Consider the following 15,451-nt stretch of genomic DNA (forward strand, 5'->3'; position numbering starts at 1 on the left):
GGCCCGAATCGAGAGGAGACCGAGATCATGACCCGAATCGACAACATCGACGTCCACGGCCTGTCCATCGCGGGCAGCGGCCCGGGCGGTGACAGCGACAGCTTCGCGATCGCGGACCTGGCCAAGTCGCTGCACGTCCACCAGACCAACCTCGACACCGAGGACGGCGACCGGGTGCACGGCGCCAACCAGGGTCACCTGTTCCTGATCGCCGATGGCACCGCGCAGATCCCGAGCACGTCGGGCGCCAGCGACGAGGCCGCGCGCACGATCGTCGACTACTTCCTGGGCGAGATGCCCTGGCACCACCTCGCCGGCGGACGGCCGGACGACGTCGCCACCGCCCTCGTGGATGCCGTCGAGAACGCCCGCCAGGAGGTCGCTCGATCGGCCCCTGGGGCCTCGGGTGCGCGCTGCGCGCCGACTCTCGCCTTCGTGAACTGGCCGGACCTCTACGTGGCTCACCTGGGCGGCGGGCAGTGCTACCTGCAACGGGAGGAGGAGCCACTGGCCCTGCTGCCCGAGGGCGACGAGCACGAGCGCTCCTGGGGCGACGGGTTGGGTTCGGCCCTGCACCTGGTGGACGGCTTCTGGAACGCCGTGCGAGGCAACCGCGCCGCGCGCGCCACTCGCGTGAGGCACTTCCTGCTGCGCGCCGGAGATCAACTGGTGCTGCTCTCCGACGGCGCCGCCCGCGATCGCAACGCGCCCGAAGTCGGTCGCATCCTGCGCGACGGTGGAACGGCGGAGCAGCTCTGCGGACGGCTGATCGGCGCGAGCACCGAGCTCGATCAGACGGTCATCGTCGCGCGCTTCCTGGCCGAGGCGAAGAGCGCCGACCCAGTTGTCGCCCACCCGCGCGAGTCACGCCTGTCCACCGCCGCGGCGCAGGCCCTGCGCGAGCTGACTCGCGGCGTGGCGCAGCCCAGTCCGGCCCGCACGGGCTGAACGAACGAACAGCCGCACACCCCTGCGCGGCGCTCCCCCGCAACCCTGACCCACTAGTGTCCTGGATCAGAAATTCGGCGTCACTTCCCGGGCTCCGATCGCCGCTGGCGTCGCCAGCGCCTCCTCCGAGTATCGCAGCGGATACGCGTCGTCGGCGCGCCCAGCCAGCATCGATCGGACCTCCGGGTAGTGACGCCGAATTTCTGATCCAGGACACTAGAAACCCCACCATGAGCAAACTCCTAGGCCTGACCGAAGAAGCCCGAACCACCACCAGCACGCATCTGCAGCAGTCGCTGGTGCAGATGATCGACCTGGCACTGATCTGCAAGCAGATCCACTGGAACGTCCGCGGACCGCAGTTCCGCGCGGTGCACCTGCAGCTCGACGAGATCGTGGTCGATCTGCGCGCCCACTCCGACGACCTGGCCGAGCGCATCGCCACCCTGGACGTCCCCGCCGACGGCCGCGCCAGAACGGTGGCGAGCACCAGCACCGTGCCGGCCCTCGAAGCGGGCTTCCTGCCGGCCCTCGACGCGGCGCGGGACCTGTCCGCACGCTTCGAGCACGCCGTCGAGACCCTGCGCCGGGCCCAGGCCGAGCTGGCCGACCTCGACCCGATCAGTGAGGACATGGTGATCGGCATCACCTCGAACCTGGAGCAGCACCAGTGGATGCTGCGCTCGCTGACCTCTGACGACCCGCGCGCCGCGGACAAGTCGGTCCAGCGCGTGACGGGCAAGCAGTCCGAAAGGGCCGCGGGCGCCATGTCGGGCGCCACGGCTGAACCTGCAGGTGCCACCGCCAGCTGACAGCAGCCGCGCCGGCCGACCCAGCGGAGCTCGCCTGACCCGACCTCCGCTGAGCCCGAGGCCTGCGCCGACGAGCCCCACGACTCGTCCGAAGCCGCCCGGGACGACCGTGTCCCCGGCGGCTTCTTCATTGGGCGATTGTTCGGAGCGACGACCGCGGCGCGCATTCGGTTCATCGCGCCGTCGCCGCGATCGACGGCGAGGACCCGCTTCCACTCCTGCTCGGGGTCCTCGCCCCGATTCCTGGCCGCGACCTGCATCCACGACCTTGCTGATCGCTACTAGCCTCGACGACAGAGGTTGGCCTTCGACTCGCCGTGGGATGGTCGCCCCGAGCGACTACCGAGAAGCGCCCTCGGTTCATTGCGCGTCAACGCGATGGCCGACGGCGAGGACTCGCCGGCCGTCCCTCTCAGGGACCTTGCTCCGGTCATTGGTCGCGAACGGCGGCCGCCTCTTGGCTGGTCGTCGCCGGTCTCGACGAAGCGCATCGGCCGTCGACTCGTCGTGGGATGGTTGTCCGGAGCGGCTATCGAGACGCGCTTGCGGTTCTCCGCGCGCGACCGCGGTGGCCGATGTCGAGAACCGGCTCGGGAGCCTTCGTGGAGCCGTCGCTGCGATCCATGGCGCCGACTCCCTCGGATGTGGCCGGCCGAGGGGCCGCGGGTGGCTGTCCCTGACCCCGTGGAGCTTGCGGCCGAGGTTTGTGGGCGCGCCGCGAATCGCGGTCGCCGATTGGGGCCGACCCGGCGCGGGGCGGCGGGCACAATGCGCCGCCATGGCCGCGCCCGATCCCAAACGCCTGCTGTTGACCGGTCCGGTGCACGGGCTGGCGCGCTGGCGCGGGGCCCTGGCGCGCCTGGACTGGTTGGAGGTGGTCGAGCGGGCGCTCTTGGAGGTCGTGCCGCGCACCCTGCCGGCGATCGCCCAGCGCCTCGACTGGCTGTGCGTGACGAGCGCCAACGCCTTGGAGGCCCTCGCTTCCCATCGCGACGAGTTGGCGGGAGTGCCCGCCGCCGTCGTCGGCGAGCGCAGCGCCGAGGGCTTGGCTGCCTGGGGCATCGACGTCGCCGTCGGCCCCGCCGCGAGCGCCGATGACCTGCTGCGGCTGTGGTCGGACCGCTTGGAGCCCGGCCAACGGGTGCTGTGGCCCCGCGGCTCCGTCTCCGACGAATTCGCCGGCAGCCTGCGCGGGCGCGGCCTCGAGGTCGACGACCCGATCGCCTACGAGACCCGCGAGCGCAGCGGCGACGGCGGACTGCCGAGCGCCGACTTCCTGTTCCTGGCCAGTCCGTCGGCAGTTCGCGCGGCCACGCGGCTGGATCGCGCCGGTGCGGCGCCGCTGGCGCTAGCGATCGGCGAGACGACGGCCCGCGCCCTGCGCGATTGGATGGCGCGCGAGCCCAGCGCCGTGGCGGGGATCGAGGTGCTGGCCAAGCCGGAGCCCGAGTGCCTGGTGCGCCTGCTGTGCGACCTTGCCGGGCGCGAGGCCTGAGCGCGCTTCACACCGGCGGTCAGGCCAGGGGCCGCTCGAAGGACTGGCACACCTGCCAGCCGTGCACGGGGTACTGGATGCGGGTGCGGAAGCCGCGGTAGCGCTCGGCGCTCCAGCCGAAACGATCGGCCAGGTGCTCGAGCAAGGCGCCATAGCGCGGCAGATCCGGAGAAGTGAAACGGCGCAGGTCGGTGCCCAGGAACTCGACCCGCTCCGCGAGGTCGACGCGATCGGCGTCGCGGGAGCGGTCGTTGACGTCGGCGATGCCGTCGTAGCCGGTGTCGAACAGGAACAGGCGCGGGTCGACGCCGGGGAAGACCTCGTCGTGCACGAGCACGTCGAACAGTAGTGCGGCCGAGGGTATCGCGGGCTCGACGAAGAGCGAGTTGCGGCGGCGCTCCGGGTCGGCGGCGGTGCGACTCATGGCCGCCGGGTGGTGGTCGACCACGAACATGTCCACGGCCCGCTTCGGGCCGAGCACGTCGTCGGGCAGGGTGTACTGGATCGTGTCGTCGACCCGCCGGGCTTCCAGGCGGGCGGGGGGATTCTCGCAGAAGCGGTCCAGGGGCAGCACGCCGCCGCCCGGCCACTCGCTCGCAGCCATGTCATCGCCGCCGCCGGGGACTCCGTCCCGCAGGTGGCGGTAGGCGAAGCGCACGGTGACGCCCGGGCGCATGCGCCGCATGGCCACGGCGCCGTTGAGCCAAGTCAGATCGATGCGCTGCGGATCGTCAGCGGCGGGCGAGAGCACCGCGACGCCCAGCCAGAGGTCCGCCTGCACGCCCTTGAGTTGGCTCAGTCCCTTGAACACCGCGTACTTGCTGGCGAGTTCGAAGCGCTCGCGCGCGCCCGGCAGTTCAGAGGTGATCAGGGCGTCGAGGGCGGGGCGGGTGCCGGCCTCTTCGCGAATGGCCAGATCGAAGGCGTCGGCGGCGGCGGTCAGGGCCGACGTGGCGTCGACCCCGACCCCGCGGTCGTGGGCCGAGGCGGCCAGTCTCCGCAGGGGCTCGGGTCCCGGCGACTGGTGCAGCACCTCGAGCGGGTCGCGCTTGGAAGCGGCGGTGAGCACCTTGCTGGCCGTGGCCCGGTTGACCCCTAGGGTCTGGGCCAGTCGACCTGGCCGGTGCGGGCCACCGGGCAGGCCGTCGAGCACCCCCCGCAGGGAGGAACCGAGGTCCTCGCCGATGACGCGCAGCCGCTCGACGAGGGAGCTCGAGGGTTCGTTCTCGGGGTCGGAGGCGGTCGGCGAGGCTTGGGAGCGCTTCGGAGCCATGGACGGATTAGACGCGCTGGCGGGGCCAGGGATCCCACCGTCTGCGATTTTCGTGCAATAAATTGCAACCAGGGTGGCGAGCGAACGTAGTTGTGGCAATGCCCGCGAGTCCTCCGGACCGGGGCCACCCACTCGTCCGTGGCGCCTCCGACGCCGGGCGACCTCAGACCACCTTCGAACCGACCACGCGCGCCAACCATGCAAGCCCTGACCCGACCGAGCCTGACCCTCTTCCTGACCGGACTCCTCGCCAGCCACGCCGCCGCTGGCGACCCCCAGTTCGAACTCATCGACCTGGGCACCCTGGGCGGCCTCGAATCCGCCGCCTTCGGCCTCAACGACCTGGGCCAGGTGGTGGGCTGGTCCCACGTGCCCGGCTGCATCACCAGCACCGGCCTGCCCTGCCGGCGGGGGTTCCTCTGGACCGGCGGAACCCTGGTCGACCTCGGTCTGCTCCCTGGAGACGACGGGAGCTTCGCCCGCGCGATCAACAACGCCGGGCTGATCGTCGGCACCTCCGAGTTCGGCGTGCTGTTCGGCAGTGGCACCTTCCACGGGGTGACCTGGAACGGCGCGCCGGGCCCCGTCGCCCTGCCCGACCTGGGCCAGGGCCAGAGCTTCGCCCACGACGTCAACGAGAGCGGCGTGATCGCCGGCCACACCCAGGACCCGTTCTCCACCAAGGACCGCGCAGTGACCTGGAGCGGCGGCGCGATCCAGAACCTCGGCGTCGCTGAGTCCCACTCCTCCAACCGCGCCCAGGGCATCAGCGACAACGGTCTGTTGGCCGGCTTCGCCTGGGAACTGTTCCAGCCCAACGACGCGATCGGCTTCAACACCGTGACCTGGAAGACGATCGGAGGCACCGACGGTCCCTTCCAGAACGCCGAGGCCACGGACGTCAACAGCAAGGGCCGCTACGTGGGCTTCCAGGCCTTCAACTCGGGAGCCTGGCACGCGACCATCTGGGATCCGGGTGCGGGTTCGGTGGTCGACGCCGGCACCGTCGGCGGTTTCGACTACAGCGAGCTGTTCGACATCAACGAGGCCGGCAAAGCCGTCGGCACCTCTTACCCGGGTGACCAGTCGGCGGAGAACCGCGCCATCTACTGGAACGGGTCGCAGCTCTTGGACCTGAACGACATGTTGGTGCCCGGCACCGGCGCGCACATCTTCGAGGCGCGCGAGATCAACGAGCTGGGCGAGATCGCCGGCACGGCGTTGATCGACGGCAAGTTCCGCGCGGTGCTCCTGCGCCCGGCCGTGGATCCGACCTGGACCGACCTCGGCCAGGCCATCGGCTCGCCGGCCCAGACCCCCGAGCTCGAGGGCTGCGGCACGCTCGCGGGCGGCACCAAGGTCGACCTGGAGATCCGCAAGGCCCTGCCCGGTAGCCAGGCGCTGATCGCTGTCGGCCTCAGCCAACTGAACCTCGACCTGGGCTTCGGCGTGCTGGTGCCTTCCCTGGACCTGATCCTCGGGGGCTTCCCGGTGGACGCGGAGGGCGTCGCGGGCTTTGGCCTCGACTGGCCCGCCGGCATCCCGGCCGCGACCGAACTCTACCTGCAGGCCTGGATCCCGAACCCGACCGGGCCCGCCGGGCTGACCGCCACCAACGCACTCCTGGCCACGACGCCCTGAGTTTCGACTTCGGCGGGGAGACCACCGGGGAACGCGATTCCCGCCGAACGGTCGCCGTCGCACTCCGGTGCGGCGGCGACTACCCGTTCGGGAAGGTCCTTCGCACCGCGGCTCTCGAGCGGTGAGGGCGGCTCGCTCCATCGCAGGCGGGAGCTCCATGCACGGGGCAGCGCCGGCGCACGACTTGGGCGTGCTGGGCGCGGATCCTGGTCACCGATGCGGGCTAGTGTCGTGGATCAGAAATTCGGCGTCACTTCCCGGGCTCCGATCGCCGCTGGCGTCGCCAGCGCCTCCTCCGAATATCGCAGCGGATACGCGTCGTCGGCGCGCCTAGCCAGCATCGATCGGACCTCCGGGCAGTGACGCCGAATTTCTAATCCAGGACACTAGACTCCGTGCCGACCGACGCTGGACCCAACTCCGAAACGCCAACGAGCCCCGTGAACGCCAGACCCCGACCCCAGTCCGAAGCGCTCTTCGACGCGGCCCAGGCCCTGATTCCCGGCGGGGTCAACAGCCCCGTGCGCGCTTGGAAGGCGGTGGGCGGCACGCCGGTGCACGTGGCACGCGGCTACGGCCCGCTGGTGATCGACGTGGACGGCTACGAGTACATCGACCTGGTGATGAGCTACGGGCCGCTGATGCTCGGGCACGCGCCGGCGTCGGTGACCGAGGCGATCATCGAGGCCGCGGAGCGGGGCACGACCTACGGCGCGCCCACCGGCGGCGAGGTGCAACTGGCCCGCAAGATCGTGGAACTGGTGCCCTGCGTGGAGAAGGTGCGGCTGGTCAACAGCGGCACCGAGGCGACCATGAGCGCCCTGCGCCTGGCGCGCGCCCACACCGGCCGCGACGCGCTGATCAAGTTCGACGGCAACTACCACGGCCACGGGGACTCGTTCCTGGTCAAGGCCGGGTCGGGCGCCCTGACCCTGGGCGAGCCGGACAGCCCGGGCGTGCCCAAGGCCCTGGCCGAGCTGACGCTGGTGGCCGACTACAACGACCTGGCCAGCGTCGAAGCGCTGTTCGACCAGAACCCGGACCGCATCGCGGCGGTGTTCGTGGAGCCCGTGGCCGGCAACATGGGCACGGTCCCGCCGGTCGCGGGCTTCCTCGAGGGGCTGCGCGAGCTGTGCACTCGGCACGGAGCGGTGCTGGTCTTCGACGAGGTCATGACCGGCTTCCGCGTCGCGCGCGGCGGCTACATGGAGCGCTGCGGCGTGATGCCGGACCTGGTGACCCTGGGCAAGGTCATCGGCGGGGGCCTGCCGATCGGTGCCTACGGCGGCCGCGCGGAGCTGATGAACCAGGTCGCGCCGGCCGGGAAGATGTACCAGGCCGGCACCTTGAGCGGGAACCCGCTAGCGGTGGCGGCGGGCGTCGCGATGCTCAACGAGCTGTCCGAGCCCGGAGTCTACGAGGGCCTCGAGGCCACCGGCGCGCGGCTCGAACGTGGACTCCTCGCGGCGGCGGCCAAGCACGGCGTGCCGATGGTCGTCGGCCGGGTGGGCTCGATGCTGTGCCCCTACTTGGCGGCGTCGGAGGTCACGACGTTCGGCGACGTGATGGCCTCCGACCGCGCACGGTGGGTGCCCTTCTTCCACGGCATGCTGGAGCGGGGCGTGCTGCTGCCGCCCTCGCCCTTCGAAGCCTGGTTCCTCTCGACCGCCCACGACGACGCGACCATCGATCAGGTGATCGAGGCCGCGGACGGCGCGCTGGCGGCCATCTAGTGTCCTGGATCGGAAATTCGGCGGCACTTGCAGGCCCTGGCCGCCCGCAAGCACCGCCGAGTTCACGATCCGTGACTCGAGCAGGCCCCGCGGACTCGTCGCGGTCACCGCGCACTGCGCCGACCGGTCGTAGAAGCCGTCGGGGCCCAGCCCGCGTCAGGAGCTAGCTTCGGTCGGGACGGTGCCGAAGAAGACTTCGACTTCGCGGCGGAAGGTCGGCGAGGCGAGGGTGCGCCCGTCGTCGGCGTCGATCTTCGGCGCCGCCTCGAGTTGGGCCGGGGTCATCGGGACCACGATCCGCAGGGTGCTGGCTTCGGTGTCACGGACCCACTCGATCGCGAGCGCGGCCCACGGCACCGGGTAGAGGGTCGCGCCGATGCCGACGACGCCGCCCACCTTGACCGTGGCGAAGCGCACGCGGCGGGTTTCGACGTCGACGAACAGATCGGCGACGGGGCCCCAGGCCGGACCGCGGGCACCGGCACGGACTTCATGGCCCAGGACGTCGGCAGTGGACAGCGGATCGGTCACCGCGCGCACGCCGGTCTCGGAGCTTTGCTCGGCCTGCTCCGTGGGCTCTTCGTGCTCGATGGGCTCGATCGCCTCGAACTCGTCACGCGTCATCGAGACGACCCAGTGTCGCTGCTCGGACGACCAGGTCAGCTCGGACAATGGCAGCCCACGTTCGTCCTCGTCGAGGCCGGCGATGCCGCCGCTGACCAGGATGGCGTCTTGCAAGACCCCGGACCTCGCCACGAGGGTCATGCGCTCCAGCTTGGCGAGGGGCTCGGCTCGTTCGCCGTCGCGCTCGAGTTCGATCGACGCGAAGACCTTGGCACCGAGCAGGCGTTCGAGGGGCACCAGCCGGTGGGTCGACACCTGGGCGCCGGTGACGGCTCGAGCTTCCTCCGGCTTGGTGACTTGGGTCACCGTGCTACCGGTGAGGGCGGTACTGGTCAGGGAAGTGCTGGCGAGGAGGGCGCTTGTAAGAAGCGCCGTGCGTTTGAGTTTCTGCATGGAAGTATCTGCTTGGGTGCTTGGTGTTCGGCGTTGTCGTGATGGCGTGAAGACCGCGCTGACGCGCGCCTCGCTCAACCGGCTGCGGGTCGTCGCACGGCGCCGACGACCAGCGACAGGAGCATCAGCACCAGGAACACCCAGAAGGCGAGCTGGGCCATTCCGGTCGCGGCTCCGGCGATGCCACCGAAGCCCAGGAGGGCGGCGATGAGGGCGATGACGAGCAGGCTGATGGTCAGGCGAAGCATGGGGCCTCCGGGTTGAGTGCGAGTCTTCTGCGGGACACTCTCCGCAGCGACGCAGGTGCCGTTGCAAGCGCCATGCCGGCCGCCTGATCGGGCCCTCGTACACCGCAGGCCCGTCTCACCCGTCGATCGGAGGAGGCACCACCTCCGACTTGCGGCGCCGCCGCCGACTCGGCGACGGGTGCGGAAGGGCAACGTCGGCGGCGCGCGATGGAGCCCTGTGCGCCGTCACGCCGCGGCGTTCACAGCTCGTCCAGGCTGCGCGGCCAATCGTCCTTGAGCAGACGCGAGAGCACGCGGTCGGCCAGGATGCGGCCCTCGGTCTGGCAGCCGGGGCAGTAGTTGAACTCGTTCTCCGCGTGGATCACCCGTTGCACGGGCGCGTTGCACACGGGACAAGCTTGGCCGTACTTGCCGTGCACGGCCATCTGCGGATGGAAGGCGGTGACGACGTCGGGGAAGCCGTCGCCCACGGCTGCGCGGTGGTGCTCGGTCCATTCGCGCAGCACGTCGCGTGCGGCGTCCTGGAGCCGAACGCCGCGCTCGTCGTCCAGATCGCGCGTGCGTTGGAAGGGCGACAGGCGCGCGCGGTGCAGGATCTCGTCCGAGTAGGCGTTGCCGATGCCGTCGAAGGTCGTCGGGTCGACCAGGGCCCGCTTCAGGGTGCGGTTCTCGAGGCGCAGGCGCTCCAGGAAAGTCGCTCGGTCGGCGTCGCGCAGGTCGAGCCCGCCGCGATCGTGGACGGCCAGACCCGCTTCGCCCCGCACGACGTGGATCGACGCGCGCTTGCGCTTGGAGGCCTCGGAGAAGATCAGGGTGCCCTGCTCGAAGTCGAAGGCGGCCAGGGCTCCGCGGCCCTTGATGCTCGCGCCCGCGGGCTTCCAGCGCAGGCGCCCGGCGATCATCGGATGCAAGACCAGGAACAGCTCGTCCTCGAAGACGAGCACCAGCCGCTTGCCCAGGCGCCGCACCGCCGTGACCCGCCGGCCCACCAGGGTCGCCAAGGGCGGATCGACCGAGCGCAGCACGAAGGGACTCGCCAGGCGCGGGCCGAGTAGCTTGCGGCCGACGGTGAAACGCTCCAGGGCCTCGACGTAGACGACGATATCGGGCAGTTCGGGCACGCGGCGAAGGTACCGGCCCGCGGCCATGTCGGGGCGCGATTCGGCCTCCCCGAGCGGCCCGGGGGCCGGAGCTTCGACTAACGTAGCGGTCCCCCAGCCCCCCAGAACACCGTGGACGAAGCTCAATCGAACGACCCCCTGGGCGCCAAGCCCGAAACGACGCCGGGCGCGGTACTCCAGGCGCACAGCTCCCTAGCAGCGGCACCGCAGGCCCCGCGACCCCGCCGCTGGTTGCGCCGACTCCTGGCCCTCGCGCTGGTGCCGGTGATCAGTCTCGTGACCGTGGAGCTCGGCCTGCGGTTCTTGCTGTTCAGCCACAACCCGACGATCGTCGAGCGCACCCAATGGACGCTGCGCAAGCCACAGCGCTTCGCCAATCGACTCAGCGACGACATGTTCTGGGCGCTGCTGCACCGTTGGGGCAGCGCTGCCCGTGACGAGGCGAGTGTCCCCGACCCGATCACGGGCTGGCGCGGACGCTTCAGTCGCAGCGCCAACCCCTATATCCACGCGCGAGTGGGCGATCTCGAGCACCGGCAGCCGATCCTGCTCTTCGGCGACTCCTACGCGGCGTGCACCACCTCCGCCGCCGACTGCTTCGACGGCCTCTTCCGCGACTCCGACCGGATCGACGACGCCCTGCTGCTCAACTACGGCGTGGGCGGCTTCGGCCTGGACCAGATCTACCTGACCCTGCGCGAGACCCTGAAGGCCTGGGACACGTCGGGCCTGGCGAAGCCGAAGGTGATCGTGTCCTTCTTCCTCGACAACGACCTGGACCGCTGCGACCTCTCGATTCGCGACTTCCCCAAGCCGCGCTTCACGGTCGAGGACGGCCAACTCGTCGAGCACAGCGTGGAGTCGCCCAGCGGCTCGGCCTGGTACGAGCGCAACAGCTCCGTGTTCGACCTGTGGACCTGGCGTTGGCTGGTCCACTCGTCGCACCTCTTGCCGAACAAGCTCCAGTCGCGCTTCGACGGCACCGACCGCCACCGCGAGTTCCTGCAGGAGGCCGTGCCCCTCCTGTTCGCGGCGGCGCACGAAGAGCTGGCCTCGCGCGGCATCGAGCACAGCTTCCTGATCCTCCCGGGCGAGGTCGCGCTCAAGTACCCCTACCACACCTGGCGCGAACCCCTGGTCGAGCAGTCCCTGACCGACTTGGGCGTGAACTGGGTCAACGCCCGCTGGGAGTTCGAGCAGCACGCCAAGGCCGTGGGCCTCCAGCCGAAGGACTACTTCGGCACCGAGGGTCGCGCCGCCGGCCACTACACGCCCCTGGGCAACCGGGTCGCGATGCAGGCCTTGCTGCGCGCCGTGGACGGTGACTCCGACGCCGGTCGCCGGCCCTTGGGGTACGAGCCGGCGCGCTGAGGCGACCGCGAGACTTCAGTGCCCCGGCGGCCGCCCGGCCCGGGTTCAGTCGTCGTCGTCGCGCGACTCCGCGACCGGCTCCGGCGGACGCTCGCCGGGCGCGTAGAGCGGAATCAGATGGGATTCGGGCAGCTTCCACATGGCGCCCGTCGCCGGGTCGACGATCAGCCAACCGATCAAGCCGCCGAACAGGATGTTGCCCACGTACCAGCCGTCGAGCGACGCCTTGAGGGTCGAGACCTCGGGCTCGTAACCGGGCAGGCTGGCGTTGACCGTGTAGGACTGCGACGAGAAGAAGCCGGCCTTCGCCTTGAGGGTGACAGTGGTCGGTGCGGTGCCTCGGTGTACCCGTTCACCCTTGCGATCGACGATCTCGATCGCCGCGCCGGTCGGCTCGGTATCGATTCGCACGGCATACTCGCTCTTGCTGACGATGCTGGCGCAAGAGGCCAGTGGCAGCAGCGCTGCGGCGGTCAGGAACTCGGGCTTGATTCGAATCATGGTTCTCTCCCATCGGGCCAATCTGAATTCGGAGGCACGGCGAGCGGCCCCCGCGAAGTGGGCGAGCATAGTGAGACATCGGTCCTCGAGTCCAAGTTTCGGTTCGCGGGAGAGGCCCGGCCGGGGCGCGGGGCGGGCACCGTTGCCGAGCGCCCGGACTCGGGACAGACTGTGGCGATGACCAGCGCCGACGCGATCCGAGCCTCCTTCGACGAGGCTGCCCGCACCCTGGAAGCCTTCACCCAGAGCCCCGAGGGTCTGGGCCGGGTCCCGGCGTTCGCCGAGGCGACCCTGGCCACCGTGCGCCGCAAGGGGCTCCTGATGGCCTGCGGCAACGGCGGCTCCATGTGCGACGCGATGCACTTCGCCGAGGAGTGGACCGGGCGCTTCCGCGGCAACCGGGACGCGATCGGTGCGGTGGCCTTCTCCGACCCGAGCCACCTGACCTGCATCGCCAACGACTTCGGCTACGACGAGGTCTTCGCGCGCGAGGTCGAGGCCTACGGCAAGCAGGGCGACCTCCTGGTGTGCCTGTCCACCAGCGGCAACTCCCCCAACGTGCTGCGCGCGGTCGAGGTCGCCAAGGAGCGCGGGGTGACCACGGTGGGCCTGCTCGGCAAGGGCGGCGGCAAGCTGCTCGATCAGGTCGACATCGCCGTGGTCGTGCCCGAGGCGACCACCTCGGACCGCATCCAGGAGGTCCACATCAAGGTCCTCCACATCGTGATCGAGGCGGTCGAGCGCGAGCTCTTCCCCGGCAACTACGCCGCCGGTTGACGGCCCGGGGAGCCGGCCGCCGGCGCGCTCAGCGGTAGTCTTCCTTGCGGATCCCGTGGCGCCGCAGGCGGTCGTAGAGCGAGCGCGGCGCGATCCCGCAGCGGGCGGCTGCGTCCTTCACGATGCCACCTACCTCGTCCATCACCGCGTCGAGGAAGGCCCGCTCGCAGCGGTCCGCAGCGGCCTGGCGGATCTCCTTCAAGGAGAGTTCGCGCCAATCGGCGGGTAGGTCGGCAGTTGAGCTCGCGCCCGGCGCGGTGCTGTCCCCGGCTCGCGTGTCACGACCAGGGGCCTCCAAGGGCGCCGCCGTCCCGCGCACCTCCTCGGGCAGATCCCGCAGACGAATCTCGTCGCCCTCGCACAGCAGCACGGCGCGCTCGATGGCATTCGACACCTCGCGCACGTTGCCCGGCCAGGAGTAGTCCATCAGGGCCTGCAGCGCTGCGGGCTCGATGCCCTGCACCTCGCGACGGTCGAGGTCCCGGCGGAACCAGGCGATCATCGAACCGACCAGGTCAGGGATGTCCTCGCGACGCTCCTTCAGGCTCGGAATCTCGAGCGGAATGACGTTCAGGCGGTAGTAGAGGTCCTCGCGAAAGCGCCCGGCGGCGACCTCGTCGCGCAGGTCGCGGTTGGTTGCGGCCAGCACGCGCACGTCCACCGGTCGCCCCTCGGAGGACCCCACCGGCACGACCTCCCGGCGCTCGAGCACCGTGAGCAACTTGACCTGTACGTGCTGCGGCATCTCGCCGATCTCGTCCAGGAAGAGCGTTCCGCCGTCGGCCGCCTGGAAGTGTCCCTTGCGGTCGTCGTCAGCCCCGGTGAAGGCGCCCTTGACGTGGCCGAACAGCTCGCTCTCGAGCAGCTGCTCCGGGAGGGCGCCGCAGTTGACGGCGACGAAGGGCGAATCGGGGTCGCTCCGCTCGGCGTGGATCGCCCGGGCCAGGCGTTCCTTGCCGACCCCCGTGTCGCCGGTGATCAGTAACGTCGAATCGGCGTCCGCGACGCGGCGCACCAACTCCACGAAGCGTCGCATGTAGCTGCTGTGGGAGATGAAGTCGGACAGTCGCGGCTCGTCGGACAGGCTCGCCGACTCCGCCTCGGCACGGGCCACGGCGTCGAGGGCCGTACGCAGCCACTTCGAACCGAGGCCGCCATCGACCACGTGGGTCACGCCGGCGGCCAGCAGGCTCGTGCGGTCGTGGGCGCCCACGTCGGTGCCGAGCACCACGACGGACGGTGCTCCGTCGACCTCGACGCTCGCCTCGATCGCCTCCAGGTCCTCCGGGCTGAGCGAATCGCGCCGGGCCACCAACACGTCGACGTCGCGGCTTGTCTCGAGCTGGTCGAGCAGGGGGCGCGAGTCGCGCTCGACGATCTGCAGCCCCGCCGCTCGCAGGCGACCGATCAGGTCGGTGGTGTCGCGTTCGGACTTGGCGTGGGCGCGCTGGACTTCGGTGGACACGTCTTCGGGGGGCATCTGGATCGGTGTTCTCACTCCGGAGGCCGTAGCACACAGCGATCGGAGGTTCAGCCGCAAGAACTCCGAGCAAGCCCTCGAGCGGCAGCGCAGACCGTACCTCAAATCACTGCGGGCGAGTGAGTTAGGTGTCAGGGGCGGAGCCTGGCACAGGAGTTGTAAGAGTGCCCCCCGGATCCGGGGCCGGGGCCGGGGCCGGGGCCGGGACCCGTCCCGTCACCACAACCGACAGCGAAAGGACCGCGTCATGAAGACCGACCGAATCGAAGGCAACTGGAAGCAAGCCGTGGGCGCCGTGAAGGAGCAGTGGGGCAAGCTCACCGACGACGACCTGAAGGAGGTCGAGGGCAAGCGCGACAAGCTCGTGGGCAAGATCCAGCAGCGCTACGGCGTGGCCAAGGACAAGGCCGAGCAGGAGCTCGCGCGCTTCGAGAGCGGCAACCGCTACTGATCCGGGCTCGCGTGAAGCGCTCGCAGCCCCAGCCGACGACGACCCGATCCGCCCGGCGACTGCTCGCGGCGGCGCTCGACATCAGCCGCGCGCCGGCCCGCGAACGCCCGAGCGACGACCGCCGCCTGGGCGACCTCCGCCTGGCCCTGCGCCTCGCTCGACAGCGGGCCCAGAACTTCCAGTTGCGACTCGACCGCAGCCGCGCCACGCCGATCGGCCTGCACGTCTGCGGAAGCGTCCGCGACGAGATCCGCGGGCTGGTACAGCGCATCGATCGCCTCGAGGCGACCCATCCACCCACCGACGAAATCCGAGAATCCGATGCAAGACCCCACCGACAAGACCCGCCTCCACCTCCTACGTCTCGCGGCCGGCGCCACCTTGGCCGCCCTGGCCCTGGCTACGACCGGCTGCACCGATGAGCACGCCGATGCGGCGGAGACCATCGAGGACACCGCCGAAGACGCCGCGGACGCCGTCGGCGATGCCGCGCAGAACATCCAGGACGGCGTCGAAGACGCCGCTGAGAACGTCGAGGACGCGGCCGACGGCCACTGATCGCCGATCCCGCCCACCCGCCGCC

The 15,451-nt window shown here is 70.6% G+C and carries 15 protein-coding genes; 9 read left to right on the plus strand and 6 right to left on the minus strand.

Annotated elements, in window-relative coordinates:
- Window positions 1-27 precede the first annotated feature (27 nt).
- The 3 genes from Pla133_RS25130 (at window position 28) to Pla133_RS26795 (ending at window position 3,255) form a co-directional block, all read left to right on the plus strand.
- Window positions 28-948 carry a PP2C family serine/threonine-protein phosphatase gene (locus tag Pla133_RS25130; protein ID WP_145070536.1) on the plus strand — a complete coding sequence of 307 codons (921 nt, stop codon included), beginning with the start codon at window positions 28-30 and terminating at the stop codon, window positions 946-948.
- Between the two features lie 230 nt (window positions 949-1,178).
- Window positions 1,179-1,760, plus strand: a complete 582-nt coding sequence (locus Pla133_RS25135) for a Dps family protein (protein WP_145070538.1) — start codon at window positions 1,179-1,181, stop codon at window positions 1,758-1,760.
- Window positions 1,761-2,538: 778 nt separating this feature from the next.
- Window positions 2,539-3,255: a uroporphyrinogen-III synthase gene (locus tag Pla133_RS26795; RefSeq protein WP_419191954.1), complete on the plus strand. Its 717-nt coding sequence runs from the start codon at window positions 2,539-2,541 to the stop codon at window positions 3,253-3,255.
- 19 nt (window positions 3,256-3,274) lie between these two features.
- Here Pla133_RS26795 and Pla133_RS25145 read toward each other — a convergent pair whose 3' ends face one another.
- Window positions 3,275-4,528 carry a hypothetical protein gene (locus Pla133_RS25145; RefSeq protein ID WP_145070542.1) on the minus strand — a complete coding sequence of 418 codons (1,254 nt, stop codon included), beginning with the start codon at window positions 4,526-4,528 and terminating at the stop codon, window positions 3,275-3,277.
- A gap of 198 nt (window positions 4,529-4,726) precedes the next feature.
- Here Pla133_RS25145 and Pla133_RS25150 point away from each other — a divergent pair, with 198 nt between their 5' ends.
- Window positions 4,727-6,169, plus strand: coding sequence for a hypothetical protein (locus tag Pla133_RS25150; RefSeq protein ID WP_145070544.1), 1,443 nt, complete (start codon window positions 4,727-4,729; stop codon window positions 6,167-6,169).
- A 440-nt stretch (window positions 6,170-6,609) separates the two neighbouring features.
- The gene (gene hemL / locus Pla133_RS25155; RefSeq protein ID WP_145070546.1) at window positions 6,610-7,902 is read left to right on the plus strand and encodes a glutamate-1-semialdehyde 2,1-aminomutase; all 1,293 of its coding nucleotides are present in this window, start codon (window positions 6,610-6,612) and stop codon (window positions 7,900-7,902) included.
- Window positions 7,903-8,058: 156 nt separating this feature from the next.
- On the opposite strand, the gene Pla133_RS25160 is transcribed toward hemL, so the two are convergent.
- The 3 genes from Pla133_RS25160 to Pla133_RS25170 all read right to left on the minus strand — a co-directional run bounded on the left by Pla133_RS25160 (window position 8,059) and on the right by Pla133_RS25170 (window position 10,288).
- Window positions 8,059-8,919 (minus strand): PRC-barrel domain-containing protein, encoded by an 861-nt coding sequence (locus Pla133_RS25160; protein ID WP_145070548.1) that lies wholly within the window; start codon window positions 8,917-8,919, stop codon window positions 8,059-8,061.
- A gap of 74 nt (window positions 8,920-8,993) precedes the next feature.
- Window positions 8,994-9,167 carry a DUF1328 domain-containing protein gene (locus Pla133_RS25165; protein WP_145070550.1) on the minus strand — a complete coding sequence of 58 codons (174 nt, stop codon included), beginning with the start codon at window positions 9,165-9,167 and terminating at the stop codon, window positions 8,994-8,996.
- A 239-nt stretch (window positions 9,168-9,406) separates the two neighbouring features.
- A complete protein-coding gene (locus tag Pla133_RS25170) occupies window positions 9,407-10,288 on the minus strand; it encodes an Fpg/Nei family DNA glycosylase (RefSeq protein WP_145070552.1) in 882 nt (293 codons plus the stop codon).
- Between the two features lie 111 nt (window positions 10,289-10,399).
- Here Pla133_RS25170 and Pla133_RS25175 point away from each other — a divergent pair, with 111 nt between their 5' ends.
- Window positions 10,400-11,659 carry a hypothetical protein gene (locus Pla133_RS25175; RefSeq protein ID WP_145070554.1) on the plus strand — a complete coding sequence of 420 codons (1,260 nt, stop codon included), beginning with the start codon at window positions 10,400-10,402 and terminating at the stop codon, window positions 11,657-11,659.
- Window positions 11,660-11,704: 45 nt separating this feature from the next.
- On the opposite strand, the gene Pla133_RS25180 is transcribed toward Pla133_RS25175, so the two are convergent.
- Complete coding sequence (locus Pla133_RS25180) at window positions 11,705-12,160, minus strand: hypothetical protein (protein ID WP_145070556.1); 456 nt, start codon at window positions 12,158-12,160, stop codon at window positions 11,705-11,707.
- Between the two features lie 177 nt (window positions 12,161-12,337).
- On the opposite strand from Pla133_RS25180, the gene Pla133_RS25185 reads away from it, so the two are divergent.
- The gene (locus Pla133_RS25185) at window positions 12,338-12,937 is read left to right on the plus strand and encodes a D-sedoheptulose-7-phosphate isomerase (RefSeq protein ID WP_145070558.1); all 600 of its coding nucleotides are present in this window, start codon (window positions 12,338-12,340) and stop codon (window positions 12,935-12,937) included.
- A gap of 28 nt (window positions 12,938-12,965) precedes the next feature.
- On the opposite strand, the gene Pla133_RS25190 is transcribed toward Pla133_RS25185, so the two are convergent.
- The gene (locus tag Pla133_RS25190) at window positions 12,966-14,417 is read right to left on the minus strand and encodes a sigma-54 interaction domain-containing protein (protein WP_145070560.1); all 1,452 of its coding nucleotides are present in this window, start codon (window positions 14,415-14,417) and stop codon (window positions 12,966-12,968) included.
- Between the two features lie 247 nt (window positions 14,418-14,664).
- Between Pla133_RS25190 and Pla133_RS25195 the strand changes: the two genes are divergently transcribed.
- Together Pla133_RS25195 and Pla133_RS25200 are read left to right on the plus strand one after the other, a co-directional pair.
- Window positions 14,665-14,868: a CsbD family protein gene (locus Pla133_RS25195; RefSeq protein WP_145070562.1), complete on the plus strand. Its 204-nt coding sequence runs from the start codon at window positions 14,665-14,667 to the stop codon at window positions 14,866-14,868.
- Between the two features lie 321 nt (window positions 14,869-15,189).
- The gene (locus tag Pla133_RS25200) at window positions 15,190-15,426 is read left to right on the plus strand and encodes a hypothetical protein (protein WP_145070564.1); all 237 of its coding nucleotides are present in this window, start codon (window positions 15,190-15,192) and stop codon (window positions 15,424-15,426) included.
- Window positions 15,427-15,451 lie beyond the last annotated feature (25 nt).

The sequence above is a fragment of the Engelhardtia mirabilis genome (genome assembly GCF_007748095.1).
Taxonomy (GTDB): Bacteria; Planctomycetota; UBA1135; order UBA1135.